The organism is Streptomyces anthophorae, from assembly GCF_049310305.1.
In the GTDB taxonomy this organism is placed as follows: domain Bacteria; phylum Actinomycetota; class Actinomycetes; order Streptomycetales; family Streptomycetaceae; genus Streptomyces.
Genome location: NZ_JBLWQQ010000002.1, coordinates 205,792 through 220,560 on the forward strand (window position 1 = coordinate 205,792; position 14,769 = coordinate 220,560).

Annotated in this window: 23 protein-coding genes; 18 read left to right on the plus strand and 5 right to left on the minus strand. The window is 69.2% G+C overall.

The window, feature by feature from the left end:
• Nucleotides 1-2: 2 nt before the first annotated feature.
• The 7 genes from tpg (at nucleotide 3) to ACNYS0_RS43995 (ending at nucleotide 3,412) form a co-directional block, all read left to right on the plus strand.
• Entirely contained in the window at nucleotides 3-563 is a 561-nt protein-coding gene (tpg, locus tag ACNYS0_RS43965; protein ID WP_422404970.1) for a telomere-protecting terminal protein Tpg, read from the plus strand.
• 105 nt (nucleotides 564-668) lie between these two features.
• Nucleotides 669-1,199, plus strand: coding sequence for a hypothetical protein (locus tag ACNYS0_RS43970; RefSeq protein WP_422404971.1), 531 nt, complete (start codon nucleotides 669-671; stop codon nucleotides 1,197-1,199).
• Nucleotides 1,196-1,804 carry a hypothetical protein gene (locus ACNYS0_RS43975; protein WP_422482949.1) on the plus strand — a complete coding sequence of 203 codons (609 nt, stop codon included), beginning with the start codon at nucleotides 1,196-1,198 and terminating at the stop codon, nucleotides 1,802-1,804. Before ACNYS0_RS43970 ends, ACNYS0_RS43975 begins: the two co-directional genes overlap by 4 nt.
• A 23-nt stretch (nucleotides 1,805-1,827) precedes the next feature.
• Entirely contained in the window at nucleotides 1,828-2,229 is a 402-nt protein-coding gene (locus ACNYS0_RS43980) for a hypothetical protein (protein ID WP_422405039.1), read from the plus strand.
• Between the two features lie 59 nt (nucleotides 2,230-2,288).
• Nucleotides 2,289-2,594 (plus strand): DUF6247 family protein, encoded by a 306-nt coding sequence (locus ACNYS0_RS43985; RefSeq protein ID WP_422405040.1) that lies wholly within the window; start codon nucleotides 2,289-2,291, stop codon nucleotides 2,592-2,594.
• Nucleotides 2,591-2,851, plus strand: coding sequence for a hypothetical protein (locus tag ACNYS0_RS43990; protein ID WP_422405041.1), 261 nt, complete (start codon nucleotides 2,591-2,593; stop codon nucleotides 2,849-2,851). Before ACNYS0_RS43985 ends, ACNYS0_RS43990 begins: the two co-directional genes overlap by 4 nt.
• An 81-nt stretch (nucleotides 2,852-2,932) precedes the next feature.
• On the plus strand, nucleotides 2,933-3,412 hold the full coding sequence (locus ACNYS0_RS43995) for a hypothetical protein (protein WP_422405042.1): 480 nt from the start codon (nucleotides 2,933-2,935) through the stop codon (nucleotides 3,410-3,412).
• A 60-nt stretch (nucleotides 3,413-3,472) separates the two neighbouring features.
• On the opposite strand, the gene ACNYS0_RS44000 is transcribed toward ACNYS0_RS43995, so the two are convergent.
• From ACNYS0_RS44000 to ACNYS0_RS44020, 5 genes are all read right to left on the minus strand, one after another.
• A complete protein-coding gene (locus tag ACNYS0_RS44000; RefSeq protein WP_422405043.1) occupies nucleotides 3,473-3,928 on the minus strand; it encodes a hypothetical protein in 456 nt (151 codons plus the stop codon).
• Nucleotides 3,928-4,728: a hypothetical protein gene (locus ACNYS0_RS44005; protein ID WP_422405044.1), complete on the minus strand. Its 801-nt coding sequence runs from the start codon at nucleotides 4,726-4,728 to the stop codon at nucleotides 3,928-3,930. The genes ACNYS0_RS44000 and ACNYS0_RS44005 overlap by 1 nt, the downstream gene beginning before the upstream one ends.
• Before the next feature lie 69 nt (nucleotides 4,729-4,797).
• Nucleotides 4,798-5,127: a hypothetical protein gene (locus tag ACNYS0_RS44010; protein WP_422405045.1), complete on the minus strand. Its 330-nt coding sequence runs from the start codon at nucleotides 5,125-5,127 to the stop codon at nucleotides 4,798-4,800.
• Entirely contained in the window at nucleotides 5,124-6,035 is a 912-nt protein-coding gene (locus ACNYS0_RS44015) for a replication initiation protein (RefSeq protein WP_422482950.1), read from the minus strand. The genes ACNYS0_RS44010 and ACNYS0_RS44015 overlap by 4 nt, the downstream gene beginning before the upstream one ends.
• Nucleotides 6,036-6,617: 582 nt before the next feature.
• Nucleotides 6,618-7,112, minus strand: coding sequence for a hypothetical protein (locus ACNYS0_RS44020; protein ID WP_422405047.1), 495 nt, complete (start codon nucleotides 7,110-7,112; stop codon nucleotides 6,618-6,620).
• 430 nt (nucleotides 7,113-7,542) lie between these two features.
• Here ACNYS0_RS44020 and ACNYS0_RS44025 point away from each other — a divergent pair, with 430 nt between their 5' ends.
• From ACNYS0_RS44025 to ACNYS0_RS44075, 11 genes are all read left to right on the plus strand, one after another.
• Entirely contained in the window at nucleotides 7,543-8,592 is a 1,050-nt protein-coding gene (locus ACNYS0_RS44025) for a hypothetical protein (protein ID WP_422482951.1), read from the plus strand.
• 76 nt (nucleotides 8,593-8,668) lie between these two features.
• Nucleotides 8,669-9,238: a hypothetical protein gene (locus ACNYS0_RS44030; RefSeq protein ID WP_422405049.1), complete on the plus strand. Its 570-nt coding sequence runs from the start codon at nucleotides 8,669-8,671 to the stop codon at nucleotides 9,236-9,238.
• 190 nt (nucleotides 9,239-9,428) lie between these two features.
• Entirely contained in the window at nucleotides 9,429-9,707 is a 279-nt protein-coding gene (locus ACNYS0_RS44035; protein WP_422405050.1) for an HU family DNA-binding protein, read from the plus strand.
• 634 nt (nucleotides 9,708-10,341) lie between these two features.
• Complete coding sequence (locus ACNYS0_RS44040) at nucleotides 10,342-10,833, plus strand: hypothetical protein (protein ID WP_422405051.1); 492 nt, start codon at nucleotides 10,342-10,344, stop codon at nucleotides 10,831-10,833.
• A complete protein-coding gene (locus ACNYS0_RS44045) occupies nucleotides 10,830-11,159 on the plus strand; it encodes a hypothetical protein (protein WP_422405052.1) in 330 nt (109 codons plus the stop codon). Before ACNYS0_RS44040 ends, ACNYS0_RS44045 begins: the two co-directional genes overlap by 4 nt.
• 195 nt (nucleotides 11,160-11,354) lie before the next feature.
• On the plus strand, nucleotides 11,355-11,591 hold the full coding sequence (locus ACNYS0_RS44050; protein ID WP_422405053.1) for a hypothetical protein: 237 nt from the start codon (nucleotides 11,355-11,357) through the stop codon (nucleotides 11,589-11,591).
• Complete coding sequence (locus tag ACNYS0_RS44055) at nucleotides 11,588-12,055, plus strand: hypothetical protein (protein ID WP_422405054.1); 468 nt, start codon at nucleotides 11,588-11,590, stop codon at nucleotides 12,053-12,055. Before ACNYS0_RS44050 ends, ACNYS0_RS44055 begins: the two co-directional genes overlap by 4 nt.
• 624 nt (nucleotides 12,056-12,679) lie before the next feature.
• Complete coding sequence (locus tag ACNYS0_RS44060) at nucleotides 12,680-13,069, plus strand: DUF3846 domain-containing protein (protein ID WP_422405055.1); 390 nt, start codon at nucleotides 12,680-12,682, stop codon at nucleotides 13,067-13,069.
• 62 nt (nucleotides 13,070-13,131) lie between these two features.
• Nucleotides 13,132-13,416, plus strand: a complete 285-nt coding sequence (locus tag ACNYS0_RS44065; RefSeq protein WP_422405056.1) for a hypothetical protein — start codon at nucleotides 13,132-13,134, stop codon at nucleotides 13,414-13,416.
• Complete coding sequence (locus tag ACNYS0_RS44070; protein ID WP_422405057.1) at nucleotides 13,413-13,556, plus strand: hypothetical protein; 144 nt, start codon at nucleotides 13,413-13,415, stop codon at nucleotides 13,554-13,556. Before ACNYS0_RS44065 ends, ACNYS0_RS44070 begins: the two co-directional genes overlap by 4 nt.
• A 74-nt stretch (nucleotides 13,557-13,630) precedes the next feature.
• Nucleotides 13,631-14,263 carry a hypothetical protein gene (locus ACNYS0_RS44075; protein WP_422434620.1) on the plus strand — a complete coding sequence of 211 codons (633 nt, stop codon included), beginning with the start codon at nucleotides 13,631-13,633 and terminating at the stop codon, nucleotides 14,261-14,263.
• Nucleotides 14,264-14,769 lie beyond the last annotated feature (506 nt).

The window sequence follows — 14,769 nt, forward strand, 5'->3', positions numbered from 1 at the left end:
CCGTGGGAGAGATCGACGACGCGATCGAGCGCGCCGACCGGGAAGCCTTCACCCGTGAACCGCCCAAGACGCTCAAGGGCCGGATCAACTACCTGCTCAAGCAGCTGGGCAGCGCGAAGGCCGTCGCTGCCGAGATCGGGGTGACCGCCGACTCCGTCAACCGCTACCGCCGCGGGGCGCGCAAGCACGCCCGTGACGACGTCGCCGCGAAGATCGACGACGTGGTGCGGCAGCGGTGGCAGCCCCAGGTCCGCAAGCGCCGCCAGCGCCAGGCCGCCGCCACTGGCGGCGGGATCACGGTCGAGACCCGGGCCCAGTTCGGCTACACCTCCTCGGCCGGCTCGACTGACGACGGGCGCTTCCGGCGACTCACCGTGCGCCTCCCCGAGGACTACGCGCAGCGCCTGTTCGACGCCCGCGACGCCGGGGCGGACGACCAGCAGATGCGTGGGATCATCGCCGAAGGACTGAAAGAGGTCTATTTCCAGGACGGTGGAAGCCGCGCTATGGGACTGTCGGACGTCGAAATCAAAAACATCGATTATCTGGATCTCGACTACTGAAGGATCAAGAAATCATGACCTCTGAATTCCCGTCCGTCGACTCAAATGGCATCGCGCTTTCCGCCGCGGTGAATCTCATCGACCGCGACAAGAGCCCGCTGCTCGATGCGGACCACGACCCCGAGCGCCGACGCGCTGCGCCGCAGCCCGCACATCCACTCCGCAGACGGGGATGCCGGCTACGACACCGTGCACTTCACCACCGCGTCCGGCGCGGCGTACACGCTGACGCTGAACGAGGCGGAGCCCACCGACGACGACCGGCTGCCCGAGCCGCTGCTGATCGAGGCCGTCGCTGCGGCGATCCTCAACCACCAGCACTTTGTGGAAGCCACCCCGGACTCGCCGAACGACGACGCCCTCACCGTCCAGACCCGCGACGGTCTCCGGCACCGCTTGGTCCTGGGCGTCGACCCCGAACAGGGAAACGCGGGCCAGGAGGAGCAGGGTGCGCCGCCCGTGCACATCCCCGCCGCCGTGGACCGGATCCTCAGCAGCACCCCCCGCGTTGAGGACCGCGCGATCGCCGAACTCCTCAACTCCGTGGCCGCGACCTGGAAGTTCCAGGACGCCCAGGTACGCGAGAACGCATCGGCCCTCACCCGGGTTGTCATGCTGCGAAGGAGCGAGGGGTGATAGCCATCGTCCCCGCCTCCGCGGGCTTCGGGCAGGCCGAGCTGCAGCTCGACATCGACGACACCGAGCACGAGCGCCGTCGTACCGCAGGACTGGGTGTCGCCACCGGCTACGGTTTCGGCGGCCTGGACGTCCTGATGGCGCTCCCGCACGGCCTGCCCGTTCCCGTCGCGGACCTCACCGACCACCAGCGCGCCTACGTACGGCGCGCCCCGGCCGGGATCTGCACAGTCGACGACGGACACGTCACCCGCCACGTCACCCGGCCCTGCCGGGTGACGCTGGCCACGGTCCGCCCCAGCATCCCGACCAGGGTGGCGCTGGACGCGGCCTCACAGTTCTCGCCGTTCTGCGCGCGCCAGGTCGTCTTCACCAGGCCCCTGGATCGGCTGGCGTTTCCTGAACAGCTGCTGGACTTCGGCGTCTACGGTATCGGCGTCTTCCTGCAGTACCCCGACGGCGAGTTGGAGACGCTGGCCAGGCCGCGGCCCTGGCGGCCCAAGCAGCACACCCCGGAAACCTGGTGGTTCGAGGAGCGGGCCTACGGCCAGTTCCTTGCCCAGCAGCCGACCGCAGAGATCCCTGCAGACGCCCCCGCACCCTGACCGCCCCGGCAAGGAGACGGCCGATGACCGCGCATCCCGAACTCACCCGCCAGCAGCAGCTCCTGGAGGCGGCCGAGCCCATCTTCCGCACCCTCACCGATCATGCTTACGACCGCGCCCTGTCGTACGAGGTCCTCGACGTTCTGTCGCCGCTCATCGACGACACCGACGCCTACGGCGAGACGCTCGCGGCCTTCGCCGACCGCTTCCACAAGCGCCTTGAGCGGAACCTGGCCGACTACGGGCCCACCACCGTCCACTACCTCAAGCACGGCCGCTATCGGCTCGCAAGCCAGCCGGAAGGCTTGATCGTCTTCGAGAGGCTGTCCAACGCCCGGTTCACCCTCAAGAGCGCCTGGGACAACAGCGAGTTGCCCGAGGCGCTGCTGACAGACATGGGGCAGATCTGGGGCGTTGGGCTATGACCGCCCTCACCACCGGGATGCGCGCGTACCGTGGTGGTACGAGCCGCCGGGAGGACTTGATGAGCGCGCAGCCCGACCACGCACCCGCCCCCGTCCATGCCCCCGCTGCCGGGGCGCCGGCCGAACTCCTCGCCAAGCTGCGCGCCGACCGGCGTGCCGAGACCTGGGTGCCGGCCTTCGAGCGCGAGTACGCGGCCGCCCTCGAGGAATCCCGCCGCACGTTCTCGCTCGCGGCGCTGTACGAGGTCGTACAGGACTGGCAGGGCCGCATCGCACACGCCCCGGCCGTCGACGCGTTCGTCGCCTCCGGCTACGACGACAGCGACGCCATCGACCTGGCGGAGCTCCGCCGGCGGCGCAGGTGAGCGACCAGCCCTACGCGGTCCGCGTCTCCGCGCCGGCCGCGAAGGCCCTCGACGCGCTGCCCGAGCACGCCGAAGACACCGTGTGGGACATCCTGGCGGCCGCGGCCGCCGACCCGTGGGGGTTCCGCCAGTTCGACACCGGCGACCAGGAGGGCGAGGACGTCCGTTACGCCGCCGTCGGCCAGCTCTCGCTCACGTACTGGATCAACCGGCCCCTGCGCCGCCTCACGGTCCTCAGCATCGTCTGGCTGGGCTGACTCTCAGCCGGAGCACCGTATTTTCGGCCGACCTTCAACGACCGTGCTTATCGGCGCCGTTGCCTGCTCAAGGATGTCGTCGTGAAAATTCCTTCGACGTCCTCGTGGCGACGCACCGTCGCTGTCTGCGCTCTCCTTGCCGCTCTCACGCTGGCCGGATGCACCACCCAGTCGCCCGCCGGACACGATGAGCGTCTGTCCAAGGCCGCCGGCGTCGCCCGCGTCACGCTCGTGTGCTCGAAGGATTTGTGGGAGGAGACGAAGCCTCAGAAGGGGGCGAACACCGTGAAGGCGACGGTGTCGAAGATCTCTTCGGGTCCGCAGGCCGGCCGCGGCCTGGTGCGGATCTCCATGACAGGCACGAATCTGGTCTCCTACCTGAAGGAGCTGGATGCGAATGCCCATCCGTCCAAGGTGAACGGCGAGTTCGACAACACGGCGGCCTCGAAGCGGGTGTACGACGCTCTCGCGCCAGCGATCGACCGGATCAAGGCGGCGACCGGGCCCGACGACCCGGAGCCTCAAGTCGTCATCGACGACACAATCCCGGAGAAGAAGTAGGCGCGGGCCCGTCGAAGACAGGATGCACACCAGCACGGTGCGGTGCCGCCCGGCACCCCGCTAAGGCACGCTCGGCAGGCCAGCCGCGACGTGGCTTCCTGCGACGATCGCGCCATCGGCGGCCTCCCGGGCGTAGGGCACATCGGCCGGCTGCCCGGCGTAGGTGACGTCCACGGGGTACTCCTGGACGTGGGCGGCGTCCCGGACGATGTCGAAGCGGCGCAGCTCCGGTGATTCGCAGTCGATGACGTCCGGGGTGTCGTGGAGTGTGCAGTGCTGCGCGAGCCAGCGGTCGACATCAACGCTGTCGCCACCGCCGGGGCGGCCGTAGGCCATGACGTATCCGGCCGCGCCGAGGTGGAACTCGTGGAACCCGAGCATCTGCCCGTACTCGACCGGGTTGTGGCAGCGGCTTCCCTTCCTGGTGCGCGCGACGCACTGCAGCATGTGGGCGTCGCCCCCGGGGTTGATCCACAGGCGGCCACGCAGTACGACGAGCGGTCGGGGTTCCATCATCAGTTCTCCGTTCGAGTGCACAGGTGGCCGGTTGGACATGCTTCACACCCTTTCTCGTCGACGGCTCCGGACGCCAGAGCCGCAGCGAACAGCTTGCGGGCGTGCGCGGTGCCGTTCACGCCCTCGTGCAGCCCGAACGCTGCGGGGTCGGGTTCCTCGAGTTGGGACCGGCACATCCGCATGTACGCCACCGCACCGGCGACGTCGATGGGCAGGTCCTCCCAGATGTTGTCCGGGATGCAGGTCTGCGCGGTGACCGCGTCGGGATCCCCCTGGAACCGCCAGGGCTGCCCCGGCTCCGCGGGTTTCTGGGCCACCAGACGGATCACGGGAACGTTGTGCTCGTTGTCGGTCTCCACGAGCAGCATGCCGTTGGCGTGCAGGCGGTGGACCGACTCGCGGAGGTCGCCGCTGGAGCCGCACCACGCTGCTGCTTCGGCGAGGGGCACAAGTGTGCCGCTCTTGCCGTCTTCGAAGATCGGGAGGTGGCCGGTGTCGATGAGCTCGTCCAGGTGCAAGGCGGCCCTCGGCACCGTGTTGTCGTACAGCGGGCCGAGACGGGCCAGACGCCTCCGCCGGGCGAGGGACTCCTCGCCGAGCCGTGGATCGTGGATCTGATCCGGGTTCATGCCGGCCGTCACCTGGAGCCACTCTTCGTACCCCTCGCCCGGCGGCTGGAGGTCCTGGAGGGTGTACTGACGCGGCATGCGGAGCCGTCGCGTCTTCTTCGCCTTCTTCCTGCCCAACACCAACTCCTCGCCTGCGGCCTGCTCTTCAGGTGCATCAACGGGATCCGGCATGGTGAGGTGATGCGCCATCCGGGTGCGCTCAGCGCGGTTTCACCAGTCGATGGCGGCCACGGTGCTGTTTTACCTGCGGGTTTCCCTCTTGCGTCGGGGTATCGCGTCCCCTTCACCGGCAGCGGCGTAAGGGGTGAGATCGACACCAGCCGAGCGGGCTTCCTTGAGCCGGATGGACACCAGGCCGGCGGAGACAGACAGCTCACGTGCGATCTCGTATCCCTTCAGCCCCTGCCGGTGCAGCTCGACGATCTGGTCCCGCCTCTGCCGGGAGCGGCCTTCGTACTCCGCGCGTTCCTCGGCGACCATCCGCAGCACCGTCCGAGGGGAAACTCCGAACTGGTCCGCGAGCTCACGGGCCGTCACGGTGCGGCGCTCACGCCTGGGCTCCTGTGTCACGACTTCCCCCTCATGTATTCGAGCATTGCTGCGGTGCGCTCCTCCCGGCGCTCTGCCCGCACCGCCCCTGAAGCCCTCCCGCCCTTCTTGCCGCGGGCGGATTGGATGGCGACGAAGGTGGCCTCATAGACGGCCGCGCCGTCCTTCCACATCCTCGATCGCGTTGTGATCCACCGGTGGATGCTGTTGGCGATCGCACGGGCCTCAGATGCCGGCAGTGGCTCCGTGAACTCGGCTTTCCGGGTGTGCACTTGCGCGTGGATAGCCGTGTGCAGGGTGTCAGGGCTACCGAAGTGGTGTCGCACCTCGCGATACGCCCAGGTCCGGGCCGTCTCGAAGATCGAGCAGTTGCGCCCCAGCCCCGTAATGTTGGTGCGGAAACGCTTGGTCTCCCGCCAGCGCGCCGACGGCATATGGCCGCCCAGCGCCTCCTCCAGCCCGCCGAGCGTGTGGAGTCCGCCATGGAGCCACTCAGTGCTCCAGTCCGTATGCAGCGGGTTCTTCGTCATCAGCCCCGAGTACGCCGCGTCCCCGTCCAGTGCCCGCCGCAGACCTTCGGTGACGGCGGCGGCGTAGGCCAGTGGCTTGCGCCGGGCGTACTCAGTCCGCGTCACCGCCTCCGCCAGAGCCCACACTGCATGCGCATGCCCGTTCACCGGGTTTTCCACGACCGCGTTCGGCAGCGGATGCGAGTCCACCGACGACACTGCCCGCAGCACCGCATCCGAGTGGTCCACATCCACGACGAGGAGATTGCTGACCGCGGACGGGTTCGCCTCCACATACCGACGCGTCATCGCCACCGGCCGCCGCTCCCGCCGGATCCCCTCCTGCAGCCGGTTCGTCGCATACGGCCGCAACGGCAGCCACAACTCATCCCACTGCACCAGGGGCATCTGCGTACTCATCCGCAGATCATCCCGGACCAGGTCGAGCAGGGGACTCAGACACGCCGCAGCCTTCAAAGTAAGCCACGAAGCCAAGTCAGATGGTTGAGGGGCTCCTGGGCTTTGCCGGGGAGAGCCAGACCCGCGGGCCGACTCTTTAAAGTACGCCGTGAAGCCAAGTCAGATGGTTGAGGGAGCTCGGCGCTACTGGAGCCTCAAGGTAGCCACTACGACCGGTCTCCGTCTTGGGCCACATATTTAATGTCAGTCACGAAGCCAAGTCAGATGATTCCTGCCCGCGCCACATCTTGCCCGGCACTCCAGCAAGACCTTTGAAGTACGCCACGAAAACCAAGTCAGATGGTTGAGGGCACCCTCCGCCTGCGGCACTCAGACAGTCGCCAGGCTCGGCCTGCGCGGCGAGTAGCGAGTTCAAAGTCCGCCAGGAGCCAAGTCAGATGGCTCCTGGCTCTCCACTCACAACCGCAACGCGACGCCTGGAGCCACTGCCTGACGCAGGACCAGGCGTCACACGATCTGATCCGCGCAGAAACTGCACACGGCACGACTCTGGCTGCGGAGGTCCGCCGAGACGGATCCGGATCAACCGGCGGAGGCCTCCCGGCCGGCCAGCACCTTCTTGGCCTGCTGGAAATCTTCGTACGTCACGGCATCCAGCGTCTGCATCCGGGCGAGGGCCTTCGCGGTGTCGTCCGGAGTCATCGCGCTGCCGGAAAACTCCAGCAGCAGCTCCACCATGGCGTGGCTCTTCCAGTGCCGCAGCTCCGCCTCGTTCACGAGCTCCGGACCGCCGGCCATCATCAGGTCCACCAGCCGCTCCCGGGCCCGCCACTCCCGGCGCCGGCGCCACCAGCCGCCGCCCGGCCGTTTCAGATGCCGAACCTTGCGGATCTGCTCTACCAGGGCCTGGATCTGCGTCTCCTGCGCGGACGTCCACGTCTGTCCAGTGCCGCCAGCAAGGGCCTGGACGGCCTCTTGCACGTCCCTGCCGCCGTCGTCCGACCTGTTGTCGCTCAGCCGCTCCACGGCCTTCCTGAGCGATGCTGGTGCCGCCGGGACGTCATTGTGGTCGGACACGCCCACCCCCTTCTCTCGAACGCGCAGCATGCCCGGCTGCGGGCGTCCTGGGCAATCGGCGCGGGCGCAGGCTCACCGCGCGGTCCCCTCCAGAAGGGCGGACCTGCACGGCGCGGCGCACAACCTCAATCAGACGCTGAGGGAAGGCAGGTGGCCGGCGCCCAACCCGCCGGAGCGGGGTGGCCAGGGCGCCGGCCTTCGAAGACCACACCTGAAGGGAGAACCTGCAGGGCGTGATGCTGACGAGTGTAGCGGCGGGGAGGCGTGCGGGATCGGATCCTTGCCCGCTGTGACGTAAGTCCCATACCCTTGTCTCGCGGTGCCGCGGGCGCCGGCCGCTGTGAAGTCCATGCTCCTGCCCCGGCGTTGCCGCCGTGCGCGGAACCCTGGAGAGCTTCCTTGCGGGGCGACTGCTGAAGGGGAGTTCGAGATGATCCGGGCGGGCCGGCGCGACGTTGTGCAGAACAGTGCTGATCTGGCGGAAGCCGTGGGCGTCGGGTTGAAGACGTTCCGCAACCAGAAGCCGTACGAGGCCGAGGGGTTCCCGGCCCCGATCAGCCCGCCGGAGGCGAAGGGGAAGCTGTGGGACGGCGAGCAGACCGCGGCCTACCTCGCCGGCGCCCCGGTGCCGGAGCTCCCCGAAACGGATGACGACGAGGACCTCCTCGAGCGCACCGAGGCGGCCGCGTACCTGAACGTGTCTCCGAAGACCTGGGACTCCTACAAGAAGGACCCGCGGATCGCGCCGCACCTGGAGAAGGTCAGCGGGGTCGAGCACTGCCCGCGCGTCGTCCTGCGCGCCTACCGGGAGAAGCCGGCCTCCTCGGAGCCGGCCGCGCACCGGCCCAAGGGGAGCGGCGACATGGTGCCCCGCGACCAGCTGCACGCCCGGATCTCCGAGCTCCTGGACGACGACCCCGCGCTGACGCTTGCGACGCTGACCGCCACGCTGGGCATCGCCAACTCGACGGCCACCCGGGCCCTGCCCCGCGTCCGTGGAGAGCGGATCGCCGACTTGTGTGGCGGCGAGGGGGACCTGGCGCCGGAGCAGGCCGCAGAGCGCCTGGGGTATCCGGTCGCTGTGCGCCAGGCCGCGGTCGCCTACGCGCGGACCGTGCTGCGCGGCCGCCAGCTGCGCGCGTACGTCCAGGACGTTGCGGACGCGCTCGTCGCCGAGGGCCTGGCGGAGCACCAGGACGTCGAGATGGTGCATCTGGCCGGCGATGTGGTGGCCGCCGTCGTGGTCCTCACGGACGGCGCCCCGGTGCCGGCCCTGGTGTGGGACGAGCGGTGGGGCTGGCGCACCGCGACGAACCGTCGGCACCCGATCGGCCTGAATGAAGGGGCGCCTCCAGAGGGGGACGGCGTCCGGTATTTGAGCCCTCTGCAGCAGCCGCCCGTTCGCGACCTTCTTGCCGTTCTCCACGACGGACAACGCGGGACGCGTCGTCCGTCTGCAACCCATCGGGCGAGCGGGTGATGACGGCGTGCCGGAACTGGACGGAGCCGAGGCTGGCGTGCACCGTGTGCGCAAACCGACCACCGTGGGGAGCCCCGTGAGCCGTACCACCCCCGAAGCCCCGGACACGATCGACTGGGCCGCGCTGCGCGGCCGCCGGGTCGTCCTCGACGACGGATGGATGAGCGAGGAGGACCGGCCCGGCCGCACGACTCGTCACCAGGGAGCAGTCAGCGACATCAAGACCAGTGGCGCCGGCGCGATCGAGCTGACCCTGACCCGCTACGACGGACGCACCCAACTACTTCGCCCTGTAGGCCAATTCACGGTCACCGACCAGGACTCCGGCACCGTGCTGTACACCCCCGAGGTCCGTGCTCCGCGCAGAATCCCCATGGCGTTCATCGAAGCGGTCAGGCAGATCGCCCCTGAGCGCTGGGACGATCTGGAGTGGGTGATGAGAACAACCTCCGTCGACCAGCTCCCGCCACACAAGGCGAGTGAACTGGTCAACCTGGCGGCCCAGGTGGAGTGGGAGTGCACACGCGACGACGACGTCCTCGAGGATCCCGCGTCGCCGGCCCAGGCGTACGCGCAAGCCGCCCGACACGTCGTGCAGATGTGGGAGGCAGACGCCGGCCCTGCAATCACGGGGGAGCGCGGCTAGAAGCCGTGGGCGACGTGTCAGTTCGCACGATGATGAAGACTCTGACTGTCACTGATCGCTGTGCGGGGGCCGTTCGGAGTACGCCCCCAAGGGGATCGCGTCCGTTGTCAGTGAGGAGTGGCACCATGGGCCGCTTGATCATCCCTGCGCCGCACAACGCGGGGCCACCGAACGTGATACGGAGCGCAAGATGAACCGCAGCGAGCTGGTTGCCGAGCTGGCGAACCGAGCCAACGTGACCCAGAAGGACGCCGACGCTGTTCTCGGGGCGTTCGCCGCCGCGGTCGGCGACGTCGTCGCCAAGGGCGACGAGAAGGTCACCCTGCCCGGCTTCCTGACCTTCGAGCGCACCCACCGCGCCGAGCGCGCGGGCCGCAACCCGTCCACCGGCGCCGCCATCGTGATCCCCGCCGCGTACAGCGTGAAGGTGGCCGCCGGCTCCAAGCTCAAGGAAGCCGCCAAGGGCTAGTACCCACCGGCACGGCCAGAAGGGCGGGCACCCGAAAATCCGGGTGCCCGCCCTTCTTCGGTTTCGCCTGTGCGTGGCATTGGCCAGCAAAGCCGACGGAAGCGGCCCGAGGTGAAAGCCGACCGGGCACCATCTCGTGCCGATGCGAACGCCGACGACCGGCTGGCTCACCGCGGCCAGGGAGTCCGCCCGGTGGCGGTTGGACTGGGGCGCAGCATTTGGTCGCGGTGCGGGGGGCACGACGATCCCGCCGCCGGCGGTGCTTGGCGGCGCTGCGCACCGCCAAGCACCTGGCCGCGTGTCAGACCAGCGCTCCGCGCCGGTCTGCACGGACGCTGCGCGTCCTCACGCGCTGCGGGGACGTCGGACGGGCCCTGGCGCTGCGCGCCCGTGCCCGCGCTACGCGCCGACGCCCCCTTGCCCACTGCCGCGCAGAGCGCGGCAGTGGGGCCCAGCGACGCCATCGTCGTGCCCCCCGCACCGCGACCAAACGGCCTGTGACCTGCGGGAATTGATGCTCCGAAACGCCGGATCCCCACTCCGATTGGGTCCTAAATGCGGTAACCTTGTCTTGTTCGGGTTCGTGGCCGACCCCGACATCGAAGACCAACCCCACCGCATGAAGGGGACACCTATGTCCATCTGCACCCACCGCCCCGGCTACCACCACAACGGCGAAACCTGCCGCACCGCAGCGGAATTGAAGCCCGGCGACCGTATCCCCGTCCTGGACGGAGCCGCGCTCGCGACCGTCCTCGACGCCCGTCCGGCCGAGGACGGGTGGATGTCGGTCCTCCTCGACGCCTCCGGCGACGGCGCTGCCCTCATCGCGTCCGACACCGTCCTATCCGTGCGCCCCGCCGACGGGCTGCGCGCCGACGAGCTGCCCGCTCCCGACCCGGAGGTCGAGGTGCGCGTCAGTGTCGAGGTGACCGAGGAGGTCATCTACGAGCAGACCCTCACGCTCTCCGTTCCCGCCTCCGCGACCGCCGATGACGCCGCCCTGCTGGCCCATCTCGCCGACCGATGGACGGACTTCGACGCCGTGATCGAGAGCGGCACGGGCCTCGTCAACGACCAGGCCCTCACCGGCGCCCGGATCGTGCGGCGGAAGGCCACGGCATGAACAAGCCCGGCAACCTCTTCGACGAGAACCGCGCGGTCCAGCTGATCGGCACGATGCAGACCGCGCTGGACCAGCTGCACGAGCTCGCCCAGGCCGTCGACGCGTTCGTCGGCACGTGGGTCGGCACCGGACTGGCCAGCGAGCTGGTGCCGCACTACAACTGCACCCTCACCTGCGAGGAAGCCGAATCCCTCGCCGGACTCACCCGCACTTACGGCTACGCGGAGACGGCCGAGTGCGTCCTGAGCGAGCACGCCGAGCACGACGAGTGCGGCAACGCCCACCACCAGTGCCCCGACTGCGCCGACCAGGCCACCGGCACCTGAGCCACCCGCACTAGCGCCCCACGGTGGCGCTCGGCGCGCGCAGCCGAGCGCCACCAGGCGCCCACCGCCCTGGACCCGGGCTGCCCGAGCCCGGCGCCGGGCTCTGTCGAAGACCATCACCACCCCGCCAGCCGCGACCAGGGCGGGCGCGCTCAACGGCCCGCCCCCCGGCCGCGCCTTCAGCGAGAGGCCCCCATGCCCGAGTACGACATCACCTGGACGATCGACGTGGAAGCCGACGACCCCATCGAAGCCGCCCGCCGCGCCCTGGCCGTGCACCCGCACCACAAGCCCTCCTCCTGGGCGACCGTCGTCACCGTCACCGACGAACGCGACGTACACCTCGTCGACCTGGACCCCGACGGCACCGGAACCGAGCAGGCGACACCAACGTGCACGACACGCCCCCGCCCGGCCGGGGAGGAGCGGTGAGCCTGCGCTACGAGACAACCGCCGCCGACCACACGGCCATCGACGTCATCACCCCGGACACGGACCCGGACACACACGGCCTGGAGGACCTTCCCCAAGGAACCCACGCCCTGATCATCGGATCCCCGGCCGCAGCGGCACACGCCGTCATCGGCACCCCCGACAAACTGCGAGCCTTCGCCGCACGCCTCGCGGCCGCGACCGGCGCGCACCAGGCACTCCCACAGGCTCCGCTCCACAGCGAGCGCATCAGCAGTGAGGCAGCCGAGTTGATCGCCGGATACCGGGCACACATCCGCGCCTACCGGCTGCCCGCCGAGGACGGCCAGGACCCGGACGACACCGACATCGACCCCACCCACTTCCCGGCCTACGACGAAGCCCGCGCCGACTGGGGCGAAGCCGCCCTGAGATTCATCTCGGACCTGGCCGAACAGGCACCGCCCCAGAGGCCGGCCACCTGAACGGCCCCGACGGTCAGGGAACGGCGCAGCGGCTCTCTGTATGAGAACGGACGGAACACGGCTACGTGCGCCAAGCACCGCCCCGAGACCGCAACGGCGTGCAAGCATGAAGACCTCGGCCCGCTGGATTCCCCCGTACCAGCGGGCCGACCCATGCCCGGGCGCAGCACCGCCGATCGGCGGCGGATCCGAAGGGGCGCAGCACCCTTTTGCCGGGGTGGTGGGGGCGCAGCACGGGCCGTGCCGGACGGCTGGTGCAGCGCTCCGCGCTGCACCAGCCTGGCCGCGTGCCGTCCGGACGCTCCGCGCCCGCCCGGACCGAGCGCTCCGCGCTCTCACGCGCTGCGGAGACCGGGAGCCGCTCCCAGGCCGCTCCGCGCCCTGCTCGCTCGCTACGCGCTCCCGGACTCCTTGCCCACGGCGCTGCGCGCCATGGGACCCCGACACACCCCGCGCCGTGCCCCCACCACCCCGGCAAAAACCCCGCTGACCTCGGAAAACACGGCGAGAAAGATCCGCAAAACCCCACCCCGAAGGACTCAAGTGCGGTAACCTTGTCTTGTTGGTTGGTCCTGTGGCCAGGACCCCAACACGAAGATCACACACCGCATTTGAGGGAGAACTATGCCCACCCGAACCACCACGGGCTTCGCGCTGCTCGTCCGCACCGACGGACAATTCCGGCTCCTCGACTGGCCCGCCAACATCGACCAGCGCCAGAAGATCCTCTACGCGGCCTGCGACTGCGACCACATCGAGCCCGTGCAGATCACCGACCACCTGACCATGTGGGTCGACGAGGAAGTCACGCTCAACGGCTCCGGCGTCAACTGGGGCGCCACACTCCTCCACGCGCTCCACCGCCCCTCCCACCAGAGCTACTACGGGCACGCCCTGTTCACCGGCGGCGCCGACGCCCAGGGCAACACCCTCGGCCTCACCGAGCTGGAGGCGGCCAGCCTCGTCGAGATGTACCTGACGGCCGGGACCATCCCCGCCCAGCGCACCGCCTGACCGAGCCGCCCGCCGGGGCCCCAGACAGGGGCCCCGGCCACCGAGGAGACAGGAAGCGACCCATGCACACCTTCACGTTCCTGTGTGACTGGAAGAGCCCGGTCAACATGCTCGTCGGCGCGCCGTTCGTGGTCACGGTCCACGCCGACACCCGCAAGAAGGCCGAACACGCGGCCGCAACAGCCGTGTTGGCACACTGCCCAGACGTGGCCCTCTACGAGACCCCCGCCACGTTCTTCGACCAGACCGGACAGATCCTCGCCGCGTTCGACGGACCCGTGCCCGCCACGCTCATCGACCGCGACGTGTACGAGACCATCCCGGCCCCGGCCGAGGCCACGCGATGACCGCGTGCCTCACCTGCGACTCCGGCCGCTACCCCTGCCCACGCGACGACGGCAACTGGGACGGCTGCCCCATGACCCCGGACAACGGCGCCGCCGAGGTCTACGAGCCCGAGGAACAACCGCCGTTCGTCTGGCAGTAACCCCCAAGCCGGGGCGGCGCTGTGGCCGCGCCGCCCCGGCCCCGAAGACCCACACCAACTTCCGAAGGAGAGCCATGGGCTACGACATGTACAGCGCGACCGAACCAGACGAGGACCAGGCCGCCGCCATCCGCGCCGCCGCCGAACGCGTCGAAGAGCTGCGCTGCCAGTACATGAACGCCAGCAGCGAGACGGCCGCCCGCGCCATGGAAGGCGACCTCGACGCCGCATGGGACGCCTACGACAAGGCGCGCACCGGCCTCTACTTCCGCCTCAACATCTGGGGCATGGGCACCGCCCGCCAACTCATGGGCGCCCTCGACATGATCACCGACGCCCCCCTGCCCGAGTGGCCGACCCTGGAGGCCTACGACCTCAGCGACTACCCGGACGACCCGGAGCACCACCCCCGAGGCTCCGAGCGCGACGCCGCACACGCCCGCCTGACCGACCAGGAACGCGCCTACCTGAACGCCATGCGCGCCACCCTGGAGCAGGACCCCCAGACCCCCGGCATCCCGGCCTACAAGCTCACGAGCAACGACGGATGGCTCGTCACCGAACGAGAGATCACCGCTGCACTCCAGGCGTGGGAGAAAGCGAACCCGGCGGATCAGAAGGAAGTCCAGGCCGAATTCCCGTGGTGGACGGAATGGCTGGACTTCCTGAAGTACAACGCGGAGCGCGGAGGATTCCGAGTCTATTGATCCGGTAAATCAGCGCGTAGGCGGGAACCCCTTCCCGCCTACGCGCCATAGTCCCAATTCGTACACAGTGCATCATCACGATGCATCGCCCTGCTCGTGACCCAGTTTAACGACTCCCACTAGACCGTAACCCGTCAGATTTGACGGGTTACCCTGTAGAATTCCGGGGTACTGATTGAAGCGTACCGGGCCGAACGGAAGGAATGGAAGCGGCCAGGGTGGAGCGCAGCGGAGCCCGTCTCTCCAGCGAAACTCGACACCTCGTCAAGCTGACACCCTGTCACCCTCGCTACGGGGGGTAGTGCCTGGAAACCCCAGTCCCTACACAGGCCCCACGCGTGATGCACCCTCCCCTGTAGCCAGCCTCAGTGATCGCGCTTGCGCGATCACCCTAGTTCGCGCTTGCGCGAACTAGACCCGCCTTTAGAATTCCGCTTGCGGAATTCATTCCCGCGCTTGCGCGGGAATTCGCAGCGCGCTTGCGCGCTGCGTCGTTCTATGCCCCG